Raw genomic sequence first — 16616 nt, 5'->3', positions numbered from 1 at the left:
CGCAGCACGGGGCTGGCATTCCGGCTAGGTCAACCTCTCACTTCGATCAGTCCCTCCGTGATCTTCGGGAACGTAAGGTCTCGGGAGAGGTGCATATATGGCCATGCATCGATCCCGCTATGACTGATCGACCGAAGGAATGAGTCCAATGCCGCAGCAGGTACGAGGCGTCATCGCCCGCTCCAAGGGTGCCCCCGTCGAGATCGCGACCGTCAACATTCCGGACCCCGGTCCGGGTGAGGTGGTGGTCGATATCGCGGCGTGCGGTGTGTGCCACACGGACCTCACCTATCGCGACGGCGGGATCAACGACGAGTTCCCGTTCCTGCTCGGCCACGAGGCGTCGGGGATCGTCGAGAGTGTCGGTGAGGGTGTCACGTCGGTGGCGGTCGGTGATTTCGTCGTCCTGAACTGGCGCGCCGTCTGCGGTCAGTGCCGCGCCTGTAAGCGTGGTCGCCCGCAGTACTGCTTCGACACACACAACGCTGCGCAGAAGATGACGCTCGAGGACGGCACCGAACTCACGCCCGCCCTGGGGATCGGCGCGTTCGCCGACAAGACGCTCGTCCACGCCGGACAGTGCACCAAGGTGGATCCCTCCGCCGACCCGGCAGTCGTCGGACTGCTCGGCTGCGGCGTGATGGCCGGCCTCGGTGCCGCCGTGAACACCGGCAACGTCTCCCGCGGAGACACCGTCGCCGTCATCGGCTGCGGTGGTGTCGGCGACGCCGCGATCATGGGCGCCCGCCTGGCAGGCGCCGTGAAGATCATCGCGATCGACCGGGACGACAAGAAGCTCGAATGGGCGAAGGACCTGGGCGCGACGCACACGATCAACGGCGGCCAGGTGGACGCCGTCGAGGCCGTCCAGGAACTCACCGGCGGTTTCGGCGCCGACGTCGTGATCGATGCGGTCGGCCGCCCCGAGACGTGGAAGCAGGCGTTCTACGCCCGCGACCTCGCGGGCACCGTCGTGCTGGTCGGTGTCCCGACCCCCGACATGACCCTCGAGATGCCGCTGATCGACTTCTTCTCCCGCGGCGGATCCCTGAAGTCCTCGTGGTACGGCGACTGCCTGCCCGAGCGTGACTTCCCGATGCTCGTCGACCTGTACCAGCAGGGCCGGCTGCCGCTGGAGAAGTTCGTCACCGAGCGCATCAAGATCGACGAGGTGGAAGCGGCGTTCCACCGCATGCACGCCGGTGAGGTGCTGCGTTCGGTGGTCGTCCTGTGAGCGGGGCGCTGCGGATCGAGCGGGTCGTCACCGAGGGAACGTTCGCCCTCGACGGCGGGGAGTGGAACGTCGACAACAACATCTGGCTGATCGGTGACGACACCGACGTCGTGATCGTCGACGCCGCCCACGCTGCGCAGCCGATCATCGACGCGGTCGGGGACCGGCACGTGAACGCCGTGATCTGCACCCACGGTCACAACGACCATGTCACCGTCGCGCCCGAACTGGCCGAGCGTCTGCATGCCCCGGTGTTGCTGCACCCCGGGGACGATGTGCTGTGGAAGATGAGCCACCCCGACGCCAAGTACTGGCAGCTCGAGGACGAACAGCGGATCGCGATCGCGGGCACCGAGATCCAGGTGATCCACTCACCGGGTCACTCGCCCGGGTCGGTGTGCCTGTACCTGCCCGAGGCGGGGGCGCTGTTCTCCGGTGACACCCTGTTCTCGGGTGGCCCCGGCGCCACGGGCCGGTCGTACTCGGATTTCCCGACCATCATCGGGTCGATCCGGGACCGGCTGTTCGCTCTTCCCGAAGAAACACTCGTCCACACCGGTCACGGTGACGGAACCACGATCGGCACCGAGGCCCCGCACCTCGCCGAATGGATTGCACGAGGAAACTGACTCCATGACCGACACCACCGACAGGTACACCTTCGACGAGGACGATGTCGTCGTCACGCACGAGAAATCCTATGCGGCAGGTGTTCCTGCGGTGTTGGTGTCGTTGCGTCGTGGGCTCGAGCAGATGGGTCCGGTGCGCACGGCCCGGACGTTGATGAAGTTGAACCAGCGGGAGGGGTTCGACTGTCCGGGGTGTGCGTGGCCGGAGACTCCGGGGCACCGCAAGCATGCGGAGTTCTGTGAGAACGGGGCGAAGGCGGTCGCGGAGGAGGCCACCACCCGAACGGTGACGCCCGAGTTCTTCGCCGCGCATTCGGTGTCGGATCTGCTGGGTCGGACCGAGTTCTGGCTCGGTCAGCAGGGCCGGTTGACGCATCCGATGGTGCTGCTCCCGGGGGCCTCGCATTACGAGCCGATCGGCTGGGACGCGGCGTTCGCGATGATCGCCGGCGAGCTGCGGGCGTTGACGTCACCGCACGAGGCGGTGTTCTACACCTCCGGCCGCACCAGCAATGAAGCGGCGTTCGTGTACCAGTTGATGATCCGGGCGTTCGGGACGAACAACCTGCCGGACTGCTCGAACATGTGCCACGAGTCGTCGGGCAGTGCGTTGGTGGAGACGATCGGGATCGGGAAGGGGTCGGTGTCGGTTCCCGACCTCGAGAACGCCGACCTGATCCTGATCGCCGGGCAGAACCCGGGCACCAACCACCCGCGGATGCTCTCTACCCTGGAGAAGGCGAAGGCCAACGGGGCGAAGGTGATCGCGATCAACCCGCTGCCCGAGGCCGGACTGTTGCGGTTCAAGGACCCGCAGAAGGTGCACGGGGTGGTCGGCGACGGTGTGCAGATCGCGGACGAGTTCCTGCAGATCCGGATCGGCGGCGACCAGGCCCTGTTCCAGGGATTGGCGAAACTGGTCCTCGACGCCGACGACGCCGCCCCGGGCACCGTCCTCGACCACGACTTCCTGTCCGAGCACTGCGCCGGGTTCGACGACTACGCCGCCCACCTCCGCCGCACCGTGGACATGGACACCGTCATCGCCGCCACCGGACTCACCCTGGCCCAGATCCAGCAGACCGCGGAGGCGTTGATCGCCTCGAGAAAGACGATCATCTGCTGGGCGATGGGCCTGACCCAGCAGACCCACGGGGTCGCGACCATCCAGGACGCCGTCGCCCTGCTGCTGATGCGCGGGATGATCGGTAAACCCGGGGCCGGGGTGTGCCCGGTCCGCGGGCACTCCAACGTCCAAGGTGACCGGACGATGGGGATCTGGGAGAAGATGCCCGAATCGTTCCTGACCGCCCTCGACGCCGAATTCGGTATCCGGTCACCGCGCGAGCACGGCCTCGACGCGGTCGACTCGATTCGGGCGATGCGCGACGGGAAGGCGTCGGTGTTCATCGGAATGGGCGGCAACTTCGTCTCCGCGACCCCGGACACCGACACCACCGAGGCCGCGCTGCGGGGCTGTGCGCTGACGGTGCAGGTGTCGACGAAACTGAACCGCTCCCACCTGGTCACCGGGCGGACCGCGCTGATCCTGCCCTCGCTCGGCCGCACCGACAAGGACGTGCAGTCCGGGAAGAAACAGCAGGTCACGGTCGAGGATTCGATGTCGATGGTGCACCTGTCCCGCGGCAGCCTCACACCCGCCAGCGACCATCTGCGCAGCGAGGTCGCCATCGTCTGCGGGCTCGCGCAGGCCCTGTTCGGACCCGACCACTCGGTGCCCTGGGCGGAATTCACCGCCGACTACGACCGCATCCGCGATTCCATCGCCCGGGTCATTCCCGGGTTCGAGGACTTCAACACCAAAGTTCGCGGGCCGGACGGATTCGGACTCCCGCACCCACCGCGGGACGAACGCCGGTTCGTCACCGACACGGGCAAGGCCAACTTCGTCGTCAACGATCTGCACTGGCTGCCCGTCCCGCAGGGAAAGCTGATCTTGCAGACGATGCGCTCCCACGATCAGTACAACACCACCATCTACGGCCTCGACGACCGCTACCGCGGCGTCAAGGGCGGCCGCCGGGTGCTGTTCATCGCCCCCGAGGACATCGCCGCCCTCGGGTACGCCGCCGGCGACCGGGTGGACCTGATCTCCGAATGGACCACCCCCGACGGGACGGTGCAGGAGCGCCGCGCCGACGATTTCCGGCTGGTGCCCTACCCGACGCCGGTCGGGAACGTCGCCGCCTACTACCCGGAGACGAATCCGCTGATCCCGCTCGATCACGTGGCCCGTAAGTCGAACACCCCGGTGTCGAAGGCGATCACCATCCGCCTCGAACGGCGGCCCTGATGGGGCGTGTGACCACCCGGACCCCGGTCACCCGGATCACCGACACCCGGCAGTCCACCCGCCCGGACACCGTGGTGGTGGAGGAGCCGCTCGAGATCCGGGTGAACGGGACACCGTTGGCGGTCACCATGCGGACCCCCGGTTCCGATGTCGAACTGGCGCAGGGTTTCCTGCTGACCGAGGGCATCATCGCCGACCGCGCGGACATCGCGTCGATCCGCTACTGCAACAGCGTCGACGACAACGGTGTCAATACCTACAACGTCCTCGACGTCGATCTCGCGCCCGGGGTGTTTCTGCCCGACACCGGAATCGAACGCAACTTCTACACCACCTCCTCGTGCGGGGTGTGTGGGAAGGCGTCGCTGGACGCGATCCGGCAGCGGACGAAGCACTCACCGGCCACCGACACGGTGCGGGTGCCGGCCGCGACGATCTCGGAGTTGCCCGACCGGTTGCGGGCCGCACAGAAGGTGTTCGAGACCACCGGGGGCTTGCACGCGGCCGGATTGTTCACCCGGACCGGGGAACTGCTCGCGATCAAGGAGGATGTGGGGCGGCACAACGCCGTCGACAAGCTGATCGGCTGGGCCACCGAACAGAACCGGATCCCGCTGCGGGGAAGCATCCTGCTGGTGTCCGGCCGGGCGTCGTTCGAACTCGCGCAGAAGGCGGTGATGGCCGGCATCCCCGTCCTCGCCGCCGTGTCGGCGCCCTCCTCGCTGGCGATCGACCTCGCCCACGACACCGGGCTCACCCTCATCGGGTTCCTCCGCGGCACGACCATGAACATCTACACGCACCCGGACCGCATCACCTGACGTGAGTGGCAAAGCGTGCGCCCGCACACTTTGCCACTCACGTGCGGGGGTCAGTACCGGATCGGCAGCGCCTCGACGCTCATGCGTGTCTGCCGGTGGTGTCGGCGCGGATGCCGGCCTCGAGGGCGATCGCGCCCGCCTCACCTCGGGACGCCACCCCGAGCTTCTTCAGCACACCCGCGACATGGAATTTGACCGTGCTCTCGCTGATACCGAGACTGTCGGCGATCGCCTTGTTCCGCTTGCCCGTCGCGAGGTGACCCAGGACCTCGAGTTCGCGGGGGTTGAGATCGCCGAGTTGCTGTTCGTCCGGTCGCGCCACCGGTACGTCGAGGGGGATCGCGACGGCCACCCGGGAGCCCCACCCGTCGACCGACTCCACGTCTATCCGGCCACCGAGTGTGTGCACCCGGCCGGAGAGTTGCCGCACCATCGCGTCGGTGTCGAGACCACCGTCGCCGTCGTCGCGGACTTCGACGAGGAGGTTCGCACCGTCGCAGTCCCAGGCGATGCGGATTCGCTCCAGGGCTGCCTGCGCCGCGAACGCCAGGACGGCGCTCCGCACGACGGCCCGCGCCGCGCTGGCGACCTCGCCGGGCAGCGCGCGACCGTCCACCGGCGGATCGACGTAGTCGACGTGCACGGGCCGGTGCTGGAGCAGCGGCCGCAGTTCGCCCTGCAGCCGGGCGAACGCGGTGGTGACGGCCTCTTCCGCGAGGTTGCGGTCGTACTCGCCCGCGGAACGCAGGGTCACCAGCGCCGAGGACGCCGTCTCGCTCGCCGTGATCCGCGACCGGCGGTCGTCGAGGTCCTTGGACCGCAGCGTCGACAGGATCGATTCGAGCGTCGCCGCGTGCAGGTCCGTCAGCTCCACGATGGTCCTGGCCCGTTCGCTCGACGCCGCCCGTGACTCTGCCAGGTATGCGGGGCTCGCCTGCGCGACCTGATGCCGGATCGACACGGCGACGACGCCGAAGGCGCCGGCCACCAGCGGGACCTCACGAATGCGCTGCCGCGGCTTCGGGAGAACGAGGAGAAGGGTGCCCGTCGCGTCCAGCAGCGCCCACACCTTCCGCTTCCCGCCGGCAATCACGGTCTGGTCGTCGAACGGGGTGCCTTCCGTCAGGCGGGTGCGCAACGCCTCCAGTTCGGCGATGGTGACGCGTTCGACCACCGACGGATCGCCGCTGACCTTGCGGGGGCGTCCCGTGCATTCCCGGGTGAAGATCACCAGCGCGGTGTGCGGCCAGATGTCGGCGAGGAACTTGGAGAAGCGGACGGCGATGTCGGGCAGCGGACCGTCGATGACGTCCCGCATGGAACCGAGAACATCTGCAGGGGACACAGAAGTCGAGCTGGGAAGAACCACGTGTCGAGCCTATCCGCGCAGGCGGCGAACACCGGGCCTGGGCCGTCCGCTCACGATGTCGGTTCGGCCCGGGCGGCGTCGACGACGTCGGACCGGACGAGCCCCAGCGATTCCAGTGCCCGCGCCGCGGTGCCGTGCGTGACGGTGGCGACGGCTGCGACGATGTCGGTTCCGATGATCGGTCGCCGTTCCGACTTCGCGAGCGCCACCGCATTTCGGAACGCGGCCTGGGCCGGTTCGGTCAGCCGCAGTGGCCCGGTGCGGGGGCGGCTCAGTGCGCTGGTGGCGACGCGCGCGTCCGTCATGCCTGCCGCCGCGAGGGCTTCCCCGTGTACACGAATGACCTCCTCGCGCAGTGCGTCCCGGTTCGATCCGAGACGCTCGAACACCCGGCGTGCCGTACAGTCCGGCAGCGCGAACGAGGCGAGCAGCAGGTGCTCGAGGCCCGGCTCCCGGTCGCCCAGCCGGTCGGCTTCGGCCTCCGTTTCGGAGAACAGCGTCTTCATCGTCCGCATGTCGCGCCATGCCCGGGTGAACTTCATCGTGTGCCCCTCGTCTTCGTGTCGGAGGATCGTCCGGGGCCGAGGCGTTTGTGCGCCGCCTGACCCGAGACGCCGAGAGCCTGACCGATGTCCGTCCAGGTCCAGCCGGCGGACAGTGCGTGTGCGACGGCGTCACGCTCGAGCTGATCGGCCTGACGCCGCAGCGCGACGACGGCAGCGAAAGCGGTCGCCGGGTTCGGATCGTCACTCACGCGATCAACTTAAGTTGATGATCCGGATCCGTCAACCTTTGTTGATGGGCCGTCCGGCTTCAGAGCGCGGCGTTCTTGTCGAACTCGGTGCCGAGTTCCTTTGCCACGCGCTTGAGCAGCGGCACGATGTGGTCGGCCGACTCGAGGGTGACCCGGGCCGCGGGGCCGGAGACGGAGATGGCAGTGGGGGTCGGAGCGTTCGGAACCGGCACCGAGAAGCAGCGGACGCCGATCTCCTGCTCGCCCTCGTCGATCGCGAACCCGCGGTTTCTGCTCAATTCGAGATCGGCGATCAGCATGTCGGGGTCGGTCAGGGAGTTCTCGGTGTACGTCGTCATGCCGGTCCGGCCGACCAGTGAGCGCACGGCGTCATTAGAGAGTTGCATGAGGATGGCCTTGCCGACGCCGGTGCAGTGCGGGTAGACGCGTCGGCCGACCTCGGTGAACATGCGCATCGCGTGCTCGGACGGCACCTGTGCGACGTAGACGGCCATGGTGCCGTCGAGGACGGCCATGTTCGCGGTCTCGCCGGTGCCTCGCACCAGTTCGGACAGGTGTGGCCGTGACCAGGCGCCGATCAGCTGGGTGGCGCTCTCGCCGAGGCGAATGAGCTTGGGCCCGAGCGCGTACCGCCGGGTGGGTAGCTGCCGCACGTATCCGCGGTTCATCAGGGTGCGGATGAGCCGGTGGATGGTCGGGAGGGGAAGTCCGGCCAGGTCGGCGAGTTCGCTGACTCCGATGGACCCGCCGGCGCTCGCCATGATCTCGAGTATGTCGAATGCGCGCTCGACCGACTGCACGCCGCCGGCCGGACTCTGACCGTTCGTCATGTCTGTCTCCATCCTCTGACTACGCGAGAGCCCCCACATTCTTTCCGTCAGACGGAAAGGGTGCTCCGTATGACGATAGCGCGGGAGTGGTGGATCGCGACGATTCCTTCGCTACATCGGTTGACAACCTCGGTGTGACGGCGTTCACTATATCGAGATACGAAATACAACTTCCATGATATGGAAAACACCAAGCCCCGAGGGAGGGCCCCGTGTCTGAAGTCGAAATCGCTGCGAAACCCACAAAGCAGCGTTGGTACAGATCACTTTTCGTCCAGGTCCTGATCGGAATTGCCCTGGGCATCGCCACCGGAATCCTGTTTCCGGAGTTCTCCCATCACCTGGCGCCGCTGGGTGAGGGCTTCATCAAGCTGATCAAAATGGTCGTGTCCCCGCTGATCTTCCTGGTGATCGTCACCGGCATCGCCAAAGTCGGCAGTATGAAGGCGCTCGGAAAGATCGGCGGCAAGGCGCTGCTCTGGTTCACGGCCGCGACGACCTTCGCGCTCGGGCTCGGCCTGCTCGTCGGAAACCTCGTCAAGCCGGGCAGCGGGCTCAACATCGACCCGGCCACGCTGGACACCAGCGCCCTGGACGAGAAGACGCAGGGCGGCCACCTGCCGGGTGGCGTCGAGTTCGTCATGCACATCATCCCGACCAGCGTGTTCGATGCATTCGCGCAGAACAACCTGCTGCAGGTGCTGCTGTTCGCGATCCTGTTCGGTGTCGCGCTCGCGTCCTTCAGCGAATCGGCTCCGCCGATCCTGATGGATGTGATCGACCAGACGCTGCACGTCATCTTCCGCATCGTCGGCTACATCATGTACCTGGCACCGCTCGGTGCGTTCGGTGCGATGGCATTCACCGTTGGCAACTACGGCGCCGGCTCGCTGAAATCCTTCGGAGTACTCATCCTGGCGTGCTACGGCGCTGCACTGGTCTTCATCGTCGTCCTGTCTATCGTGGTCAAGCTGATCACCGGCGTGAACGCGTGGAAGTTCATCAAGTACTGCCGCGAAGAATTCATGCTCGCCCTGGGCACCGGATCGTCCGAGGCGGTCATGCCCCGCATCATCAAGAAGTTGGACAACGCGGGATGCGACCGCGCCGTCGTCGGTCTGGTGATCCCTACCGGCTACTCGTTCAACCTCGACGGAGCCGCGATCTACCTGTCGCTGGCGATGATGTTCCTGGCGCAGGCGGTCGGGGTGGACCTCGGGTTCGGCGAGCAGCTCGCGATCATGGGCATCCTCATTCTCAGCTCCAAAGGTATGGCGGGTGTGCCGGGGTCGGCCTTCGTCGCCCTGTCCGCGACCGCTGCCGCGATCGGCGCGTTCCCCGTGGCCGCCGTCGCGTTGCTGCTCGGCGCCGACCGGCTCATGGACTCCATGCGCGTATTCACGAACCTGCTCGGTAACTGCCTCGCCACGTTCGTGGTCGCGAACTGGGAGGGCATGCTCGACAAGGACAAGATGCGAGCGGTTCTCGACGGGAAGCTCACGCCCGACGACCCGGACGACGTCACCATCCACCCGCACCCGGGGCACGAACACCTCCAGGACGGCCCGGCACGGCCGGCGATCGAGAGGCGCGAAGCGCTGACCACGAACGGGGCCTCGGAAGGAACGGTGAACCACCATGCCTGACACCCAGCCCACCGTCGCAGTGCTCGGCACCTGGGGTTACTACGGACTCCTCGACGACGCCGAGCAGGTTCGGGTCGACACCCCGTACGGTCCGACGTCGGACAGCATCGTCCTCGGGTCGTCAGGGGGCCGCCGGCTCGCCTACCTGACCCGCACCGGACGGCACCGCGACATCCCGCCCCACCGCATCAATGCTCGCGCGAACATCTGGGCCCTGCACAGCCTGGGCGTGCGCACGATCCTCGCGCCCACCCCGTCCGGCTCGCTGCGACCGGCGATCGGCGTCGGCTCGGTCGTCGTGCCCGACCAGCTCGTCGACCGCACCTGCCGCACCGACGACACCTTCCACGACGACGACGTCCACGTGTCCTTCGCGGAGCCGTTCTGTGTCCGCGGACGCCAGGCGGCCGTCTCGACGCTCCGCAGGAGCGGATGGGTGGTCAACGACGGCGGCGTGATGGTGGCGATCCGCGGTCCCCGATACTCGACCCGCGCCGAATCACGCTGGTACGCGGCCCAGGGATGGGACCTGATCAGCATGACCCCGTACCCGGAGGCGGCGCTGGCCCGCGAACTGGGCATGTCCTACACCTGCATCGCCCTGGTCACCGATCACGACGTCATCAGCGACACCCCGTGGCCGGTCACCCAGGACCTGGTGCGTGAAGGACTCGACGCCAACACCAAACGACTACGCGAAGCGCTGCTTCAGGTAGCGATCGAACTGGCAGGCAAGCCCGAACCGGCGACACCTGCCCACGGAAGAAGGAGCTGACACGATGGCCGAATTGTTCTGCAACGGGGGAGCGATGCGTGGCGGAAACCTGCATCACAACGTGTCCGCGCACACGTTCCTCGGCACTGTCCGGACCGCACCGAAGTACCGATTCTTCTCCGTACGTGACGAATTCCCCGCACTGCTGCTGGCGGAGGCCGGGGGAGCCTCGATCGAGGGCGAGCTCTACGACGTGCCGATCGGCGACATTCGCACCGACTTCCTCCCCGAGGAGCCCGAGGAACTCGAGCTCACCGTGATCGAACTGTCCGACGGCCGTTCGGTTCTGGCGGTAGGTCTGCGACCGGGCCTCCTCGAGAGCAGAGCCGACGAGCTCACCGAGATCACCGATCACGGCGGCTGGCGACGCTATCGCGGCCTGCCCGAGCCCGACAACACCACAGTCTCCTGAACACCCGGAAAGTGAAAGAACAACCGATGGATACCTTGGCCTACACTCTGAACTGCTCGATCCTGCTCACCGACGTGCCACTCCTACAGCGCCCACAGGCTGCCCGCGACGCCGGTTTCGACGCCGTCGAATTTTGGTGGCCCTTCGACACCGCCGTACCGCGGGACAGCGACGTCGACGCGTTCGTGGCCGCGATCGAGGACGCCGGAGTGCAGCTCACCGGGTTGAACTTCGCGGCGGGCGACATGCCGGCGGGTGACCGCGGACTGCTGTCCGACCCGGCGCAGGTCTCGGCGTTCCGCGACAACATCGACATCACCGTCGGAATCGGAGAACGACTGGGCACCAAAGCTTTCAACGCCCTGTACGGTAATCGTATCGACGGCACGGATCCGAAGATTCAGGACGACACGGCCGCCGAGAACCTCGCCCAGGCGGGCAAGGCGGCGGACCGCATCGGTGCGGTCGTACTCGTCGAACCGGTCAGCGGCACGCCGGCGTACCCGTTGAAGAGCGCGGCCGAGGCAATCGCCGTGATCGACCGGGTGAAGGCCGAACACGGTGTCGACTCGCTCCGGCTCCTCGCGGACCTCTACCACCTCGAGGTCAACGGCGACGACGTCGGCGCCGCGATCGACGCGTACGCCGATCGCATCGGGCACGTCCAGATCGCGGATGCTCCGGGACGCGGAGAACCCGGCACCGGAACGCTCGACATCGACGGCTACCTGAAGAGGCTCTCCGGCAACGGCTACCGCGGATACGTCGGGCTCGAATACAAGTCCACCCGGCCGGACACCTTCGACTGGTTGCCCCGCGGACAGCGCGCGTCCCGCGCCGCCCACTGACACACACCACTTTCGACGGAATCGAGGAGACTCGTGAGCACTATCGCATTCATCGGACTCGGAATCATGGGTAGCCCCATGGCCGTTCATCTCGCCAAGGCCGGCCACAGGGTGGTCGGATACAACCGCTCGCCCGAGCGGACCGCGGCACTCGTCGAAGCCGGCGGCACCGCAGCGGACTCCATCGCCAAGGCAGTCGCCGGCGCCGACGTCGTGGCCGTGATGGTCCCCGACTCGCCCGACGTGCAGGCCGTACTCGCCGGTGAGGACGGAGTCTTCGAGCACGCCCCGGCAGGCGCTCTGATCATCGACTTCTCCAGCATCCGGCCCGACGTCACCGCCGCACTCGCCGCGCAGGCGGCCGAGCGCGGATTCCGGCTGATCGACGCCCCGGTATCGGGTGGCGAGGCCGGGGCGGTCAACGCCGCACTGTCGATCATGGTCGGTGGCGCCCCAGAAGACTTCGAGTCGGCCAGGCCGATCCTCGACGTCGTCGGGAAGACGGTGGTCCACGTTGGCCCGAACGGATCCGGACAGACGGTGAAGGCAGCGAACCAGCTGATCGTCGCCGGCAACATTCAGCTGCTCGCCGAGGCGATCATCTTCCTCGAGGCCTACGGTGTCGACACCGCGGCCGCGGTGGAGGTACTCGGCGGCGGGCTCGCCGGATCGGCCGTCCTGAACCAGAAGGCGCAGAAGATGCTGGACCGGTCGTTCGAACCCGGATTCCGTATCAACCTGCACCACAAGGATCTCGGCATTGTGACCAGCGCTGCCCGTGAGGCCGGCGTCGTGACGCCCCTCGGCGCCGTCGTCGCCCAGCTGATGGCCTCCGCCCATGCGAACGGTGATGGTGGCCTGGATCATTCGGGCCTGCTGCGCGGAGTGGAGCGGCTGTCCGGCCGCCCCTCCCAGTGACCCGCCTCAACTCGTAATCCTCGATGGAGAACTGATATGCCTCGTATGCGCGCCGCTGATGCAGCGGTCAAGATTCTGGAACTCGAAGGTGCCACCCAGGCCTTCGGCCTCCCCGGTGCGGCGATCAACCCGTTCTACGCAGCAATGCGCGACCACGGTGGGATCAAGCACGTCCTCGCCCGCCACGTCGAGGGCGCCAGCCACATGGCCGAAGGATTCACCCGCGCCAAGGCCGGGAACATCGGTGTCTGCATCGGGACGTCCGGGCCGGCCGGGACCGACATGATCACCGGCCTGTACTCGGCGATGGCGGACTCGATCCCGATCCTCGCGATCACCGGGCAGGCCCCGGTCGCGCGCCTGCACAAGGAAGACTTCCAGGCCGTCGACATCGCCGCGATCGCGGGTCCGGTCACGAAGATGGCGATGACGGTGCTCGAGCCCGCCCAGGTTCCGGGTGCATTCGCGCAGGCATTTCACCTGATGCGGTCCGGCAGGCCCGGACCGGTTCTCATCGACCTGCCGATCGACGTGCAACTGGCGGAGATCGACTTCGACCCGGACACCTACCAGCCGCTGCCCGTGTACAAGCCGGCCGCGACCCGGGCGCAGGCGGAGAAGGCCCTCGACATGCTGGGGGCCGCCGACCGCCCGCTGATCGTCGCCGGCGGCGGCATCATCAACGCCGACGCCGCGGATCTGCTCGTGGAACTGGCCGAACTGCTGGACGTTCCGGTGGTGCCGACGCTGATGGGCTGGGGCACCATCCCGGACGACCACCCCCTCGCCGCGGGCATGGTCGGTCTGCAGACCGCCCACCGGTACGGCAACGCCACCATGCTGGCGTCGGACTTCGTCCTCGGCATCGGCAACCGCTGGGCCAACCGGCACACGGGCGGTCTCGACACCTACCGCAAGGGGCGCAAGTTCGTTCACGTCGACATCGAACCCACCCAGATCGGGCGCGTGTTCGCACCGGACTACGGGATCGTCTCCGACGCCAAGGCGGCGCTCGAACTGTTCGTCGCCGTCGCGAAGGAGCGGAAGGCCGCCGGAACCCTCGCGGACCGCAGCACCTGGGTGGAGGACTGTGCCACCCGGAAGCGGACCATGCAGCGCAAGACTCACTTCGACGACGTCCCGGTCAAACCGCAGCGGGTGTACGAGGAGATGAACCGCGTCTTCGGGCGGGACACCCGGTACGTCAGCACGATCGGGCTCTCGCAGATCGCCGGCGGCCAGTTCCTGCACGTCTACAAGGCGCGCAACTGGATCAACTGCGGGCAGGCCGGGCCGCTGGGCTGGACCATCCCCGCCGCCCTCGGAGTGGTTGCCGCGGAGCCGGAGACGCCCGTCGTGGCGCTGTCCGGTGACTACGACTTCCAGTTCATGATCGAGGAACTGGCGGTGGGCGCCCAGTTCAACCTGCCGTACATCCACGTCGTGGTGAACAACTCCTACCTGGGACTGATCCGTCAGGCGCAGCGCGCCTTCGACATGGACTTCTGCGTGCAGCTGGGCTTCGACAACATCAACACCCAGGAAACCACCGAGCACGAGACGATGCCTGCGGTCCCGAAGGGGTACGGCGTCGATCACGTCAAGGTCGCCGAGGGGCTGGGCTGCAAGGCGCTGCGGGTCACCGAGCCCGGCGAGATCGCCGGCGCCCTCGAGAAGGCCCGTGAGCTCGCCGGTGAGCACAAGGTGCCGGTGGTGGTCGAGGTCTTCCTCGAGCGGGTCACCAACATCGCGATGGGAACCGAACTCGACAACGTCGCCGAGTTCGAGGATCTGGCGGAGAGCTGGGAGCACGCTCCCACAGCCCTCATGCTGCTGGACTAGGGGGCACCGTGACACGTGTACTGGTCGCACCCGACAAGTTCAAGGGATCCCTCACGGCCGCGGAAGTGGCGGAGGCCCTCGCCGACGGACTCCTGGCCGGTGATCCGTCCTGGGTGATCGATCGTGTCCCGGTCGCGGACGGCGGCGACGGCACCGTCGCTGCGGCCGTCGCCGCAGGGTGGTCTCCGGTCACGGTGGCCACCACAGGGCCGACGGGTCGGCCCGTCACCTCGTCCTACGCGGTGCGCGGCTCGACCGCGGTCGTCGAACTGGCTTCGGCTGTGGGCTTGGTGCTGCTCCCGGACGGTGTAGCGGACCCCTTGGGTGCCAGTACATTCGGACTCGGCACCGTCGTCAGGCACGCGCTGGAGGGGGGAGCTCGCGAGATCACCGTCGGTCTCGGGGGCAGCGCGTCAACCGACGGCGGTGCCGGCTTGTTACAGGCCCTCGGCGTGCGAGTCCTCGACGCCGACGGCAACGAGGTCGCGCAGGGGGGTGCGGCGCTGCGCCGGGCCGCCCGGGTCGACCTGACCGGTCTCCACCCGGCGGCGCGTGCGGCGCACTTCCGGCTCGCCTGCGACGTCGACAATCCGCTCCTCGGTCCGACCGGGGCCACCGCCGTGTACGCAAGCCAGAAAGGCGCGGCCGCAGAAGAACTGGTCGTGCTCGAGGACGCCATGACCCGGTGGGCGCAGGTCGTGCGCGCCGCGACCGGCCGCGACGACAGCCGGGTCGCGGGGGCGGGTGCTGCGGGAGGCGCGGCGTTCGGCGCGATCTCGGTGCTGGGGGCCGACACCTGGCCCGGCATCGACACGGTCCTCGGGCTCGTCGACTTTCCCGGAAGACTCGCGGGGGCGGACCTCGTCATCACCGGTGAGGGGTCACTCGACGAGCAGAGCCTCCACGGAAAGGCGCCGATCGGCGTCGCGACCGAGGCGCGCAGGGCCGGAATCCCCGTCCTCGCCGTATGTGGCCGAAACCTGCTCAGCGACATCCAATTGCACAGCGCCGGCATCTCCGCGGCATACGCGCTCGCGGACCTGGAACCGGACCTTCATCGATCGATCAGGGATGCGGCGGAACTACTGCGCCGGATCGGCTGCACGATCGCGGCATCGACTGCCGAACTCGCACCACTCAGCACACGAGGAGAATCATGACGTCACCCGACTTCACCGCACTACCCGACCTCGCCTCACGCGCCCTCGGCGGTAGCGTATCCGCGGCCAACGACGAACTGTTCGCCCAGCGGGAGAACCTCATCAAGGCGGAGGCGCCGTTCTTCGACCCGTCCGATTTCGGGCACAAGGGCAAGGTGTACGACGGGTGGGAGACCCGCCGCCGCCGCGACGACGGCCACGACTACGCGATCGTCCGACTCGGGGCCGCGGGCATCATCCACGGGATCGTCGTGGACACCGCGCACTTCAAGGGCAACTACCCGCCCTTCATCTCCATCGAGGCGGCGTCGATCGAGGGCTACCCGTCCATCGAGGAGGTCATGAAGGCGGATTGGCAGACCATCGTCGAGAAGTCCCCGGCCGAGGGGCATGCCGCGAACGCCTACGCCGTCGCCGACCGGCACCGGTGGACACACGTGCGGCTGTCGATCTACCCCGACGGCGGCGTCGCGCGGTTGCGTGTGCACGGTGAGGTCGTGCCCGACCCCCGGTTCCTCGACGGGACGGTGGACCTGCTGGCCGCGGAGAACGGCGGACGCCTCGTCGGCTGCTCCGACGCGTTCTACGCGTCGCCCGCGAACATCATCCTTCCCGGGCGGGCGCGGAACATGGGGGAGGGCTGGGAGAACTCCCGGCGCCGTGGCGGCGGAAACGACTTCGCGGTGTTCTCGCTGGCCGCGGCCGGCATTCCCCGGCACGTCGAGATCGACACCAGCTACTACGTGGGGAATGCGCCCGGCTGGGTGCGGCTGAGCACCGCCGACGCGCGGACCGCCGACATCGCGGACGAGGGCGCGTGGACCGAACTGCTGTCCCGCACAGCCGTGCAGCCCGACACGAGGCACCGCTTCGTTCTGGACGCCACCGATGCGGCGACGCACCTGCGACTCGACGTCTACCCCGACGGCGGCCTGTCCCGGCTGCGGCTGTTCGGCGACCTCGATGCGACCGCCCTGTCGGAGACGCGCCGCACCTGGTGGGAAGCCCTTCCCCAGAGCCATCAAGCGCTCGTCGCCGACCAGGCGCCGCGCTAGTCCGAGCCC

Annotated in this window: 16 protein-coding genes; 12 read left to right on the top strand and 4 right to left on the bottom strand. The window is 67.8% G+C overall.

Annotated features, from left to right (window positions below):
* Positions 1–148 precede the first annotated feature (148 nt).
* The 4 genes from FND50_RS31285 to fdhD are packed head-to-tail and all read left to right on the top strand — an operon-like array spanning position 149 to position 4998.
* Entirely contained in the window at positions 149–1234 is a 1086-nt protein-coding gene (locus FND50_RS31285; RefSeq protein WP_005571858.1) for an S-(hydroxymethyl)mycothiol dehydrogenase, read from the top strand.
* Positions 1231–1863: an MBL fold metallo-hydrolase gene (locus FND50_RS31280; protein WP_054247945.1), complete on the top strand. Its 633-nt coding sequence runs from the start codon at positions 1231–1233 to the stop codon at positions 1861–1863. Before FND50_RS31285 ends, FND50_RS31280 begins: the two co-directional genes overlap by 4 nt.
* A gap of 4 nt (positions 1864–1867) precedes the next feature.
* Entirely contained in the window at positions 1868–4177 is a 2310-nt protein-coding gene (locus tag FND50_RS31275) for an FdhF/YdeP family oxidoreductase (RefSeq protein ID WP_144288285.1), read from the top strand.
* Complete coding sequence (gene fdhD, locus FND50_RS31270; RefSeq protein ID WP_005260941.1) at positions 4177–4998, top strand: formate dehydrogenase accessory sulfurtransferase FdhD; 822 nt, start codon at positions 4177–4179, stop codon at positions 4996–4998. The genes FND50_RS31275 and fdhD overlap by 1 nt, the downstream gene beginning before the upstream one ends.
* A 79-nt stretch (positions 4999–5077) precedes the next feature.
* On the opposite strand, the gene FND50_RS31265 is transcribed toward fdhD, so the two are convergent.
* The 4 genes from FND50_RS31265 to FND50_RS31250 form a co-directional block, all read right to left on the bottom strand.
* Complete coding sequence (locus tag FND50_RS31265; RefSeq protein WP_144288284.1) at positions 5078–6316, bottom strand: LuxR C-terminal-related transcriptional regulator; 1239 nt, start codon at positions 6314–6316, stop codon at positions 5078–5080.
* A 101-nt stretch (positions 6317–6417) separates the two neighbouring features.
* The gene (locus FND50_RS31260) at positions 6418–6909 is read right to left on the bottom strand and encodes a Clp protease N-terminal domain-containing protein (RefSeq protein WP_144288283.1); all 492 of its coding nucleotides are present in this window, start codon (positions 6907–6909) and stop codon (positions 6418–6420) included.
* Entirely contained in the window at positions 6906–7121 is a 216-nt protein-coding gene (locus FND50_RS31255) for a hypothetical protein (RefSeq protein WP_144288282.1), read from the bottom strand. Before FND50_RS31255 ends, FND50_RS31260 begins: the two co-directional genes overlap by 4 nt.
* 59 nt (positions 7122–7180) lie before the next feature.
* Positions 7181–7951: an IclR family transcriptional regulator gene (locus FND50_RS31250; RefSeq protein ID WP_005260937.1), complete on the bottom strand. Its 771-nt coding sequence runs from the start codon at positions 7949–7951 to the stop codon at positions 7181–7183.
* Between the two features lie 212 nt (positions 7952–8163).
* Between FND50_RS31250 and dctA the strand changes: the two genes are divergently transcribed.
* The 8 genes from dctA to alc are packed head-to-tail and all read left to right on the top strand — an operon-like array spanning position 8164 to position 16607.
* Complete coding sequence (gene dctA, locus FND50_RS31245) at positions 8164–9597, top strand: C4-dicarboxylate transporter DctA (RefSeq protein WP_144288281.1); 1434 nt, start codon at positions 8164–8166, stop codon at positions 9595–9597.
* Entirely contained in the window at positions 9590–10372 is a 783-nt protein-coding gene (locus FND50_RS31240) for an MTAP family purine nucleoside phosphorylase (protein WP_144288280.1), read from the top strand. The genes dctA and FND50_RS31240 overlap by 8 nt, the downstream gene beginning before the upstream one ends.
* A gap of 4 nt (positions 10373–10376) precedes the next feature.
* Positions 10377–10784, top strand: a complete 408-nt coding sequence (locus FND50_RS31235; RefSeq protein WP_144288279.1) for a gamma-glutamylcyclotransferase — start codon at positions 10377–10379, stop codon at positions 10782–10784.
* A 26-nt stretch (positions 10785–10810) separates the two neighbouring features.
* Complete coding sequence (locus FND50_RS31230) at positions 10811–11632, top strand: hydroxypyruvate isomerase family protein (RefSeq protein ID WP_144288278.1); 822 nt, start codon at positions 10811–10813, stop codon at positions 11630–11632.
* Between the two features lie 33 nt (positions 11633–11665).
* Positions 11666–12550, top strand: coding sequence for a 2-hydroxy-3-oxopropionate reductase (locus FND50_RS31225; protein ID WP_144288277.1), 885 nt, complete (start codon positions 11666–11668; stop codon positions 12548–12550).
* A gap of 36 nt (positions 12551–12586) precedes the next feature.
* A complete protein-coding gene (gene gcl, locus FND50_RS31220) occupies positions 12587–14392 on the top strand; it encodes a glyoxylate carboligase (RefSeq protein ID WP_144288276.1) in 1806 nt (601 codons plus the stop codon).
* A gap of 8 nt (positions 14393–14400) precedes the next feature.
* Complete coding sequence (locus FND50_RS31215) at positions 14401–15552, top strand: glycerate kinase (protein WP_144288275.1); 1152 nt, start codon at positions 14401–14403, stop codon at positions 15550–15552.
* Positions 15549–16607 (top strand): allantoicase, encoded by a 1059-nt coding sequence (gene alc, locus FND50_RS31210; protein WP_144288274.1) that lies wholly within the window; start codon positions 15549–15551, stop codon positions 16605–16607. The genes FND50_RS31215 and alc overlap by 4 nt, the downstream gene beginning before the upstream one ends.
* The last annotated feature ends 9 nt before the right edge of the window (positions 16608–16616 follow it).

The sequence above is a fragment of the Rhodococcus sp. WB9 genome, from assembly GCF_007558985.1.
GTDB lineage: Bacteria > Actinomycetota > Actinomycetes > Mycobacteriales > Mycobacteriaceae > Rhodococcus_F > Rhodococcus_F opacus.
This window is presented reverse-complemented; position numbering and strand designations above follow the sequence as displayed.

What these genes read in the sequence shown, in the direction of transcription:
- FND50_RS31285 (WP_005571858.1), top strand. Translation starts at nt 149, where the DNA reads ATGCCGCAGCAGGTACGAGGCGTCATCGCCCGCTCCAAGGGTGCCCCC.
- FND50_RS31275 (WP_144288285.1), top strand. Translation starts at nt 1,868, where the DNA reads ATGACCGACACCACCGACAGGTACACCTTCGACGAGGACGATGTCGTC.
- fdhD (WP_005260941.1), top strand. Translation starts at nt 4,177, where the DNA reads ATGGGGCGTGTGACCACCCGGACCCCGGTCACCCGGATCACCGACACC.
- FND50_RS31265 (WP_144288284.1), bottom strand. Translation starts at nt 6,316, where the DNA reads ATGCGGGACGTCATCGACGGTCCGCTGCCCGACATCGCCGTCCGCTTC.
- FND50_RS31260 (WP_144288283.1), bottom strand. Translation starts at nt 6,909, where the DNA reads ATGAAGTTCACCCGGGCATGGCGCGACATGCGGACGATGAAGACGCTG.
- FND50_RS31250 (WP_005260937.1), bottom strand. Translation starts at nt 7,951, where the DNA reads ATGACGAACGGTCAGAGTCCGGCCGGCGGCGTGCAGTCGGTCGAGCGC.
- FND50_RS31240 (WP_144288280.1), top strand. Translation starts at nt 9,590, where the DNA reads ATGCCTGACACCCAGCCCACCGTCGCAGTGCTCGGCACCTGGGGTTAC.
- FND50_RS31235 (WP_144288279.1), top strand. Translation starts at nt 10,377, where the DNA reads ATGGCCGAATTGTTCTGCAACGGGGGAGCGATGCGTGGCGGAAACCTG.
- FND50_RS31230 (WP_144288278.1), top strand. Translation starts at nt 10,811, where the DNA reads ATGGATACCTTGGCCTACACTCTGAACTGCTCGATCCTGCTCACCGAC.
- gcl (WP_144288276.1), top strand. Translation starts at nt 12,587, where the DNA reads ATGCCTCGTATGCGCGCCGCTGATGCAGCGGTCAAGATTCTGGAACTC.
- alc (WP_144288274.1), top strand. Translation starts at nt 15,549, where the DNA reads ATGACGTCACCCGACTTCACCGCACTACCCGACCTCGCCTCACGCGCC.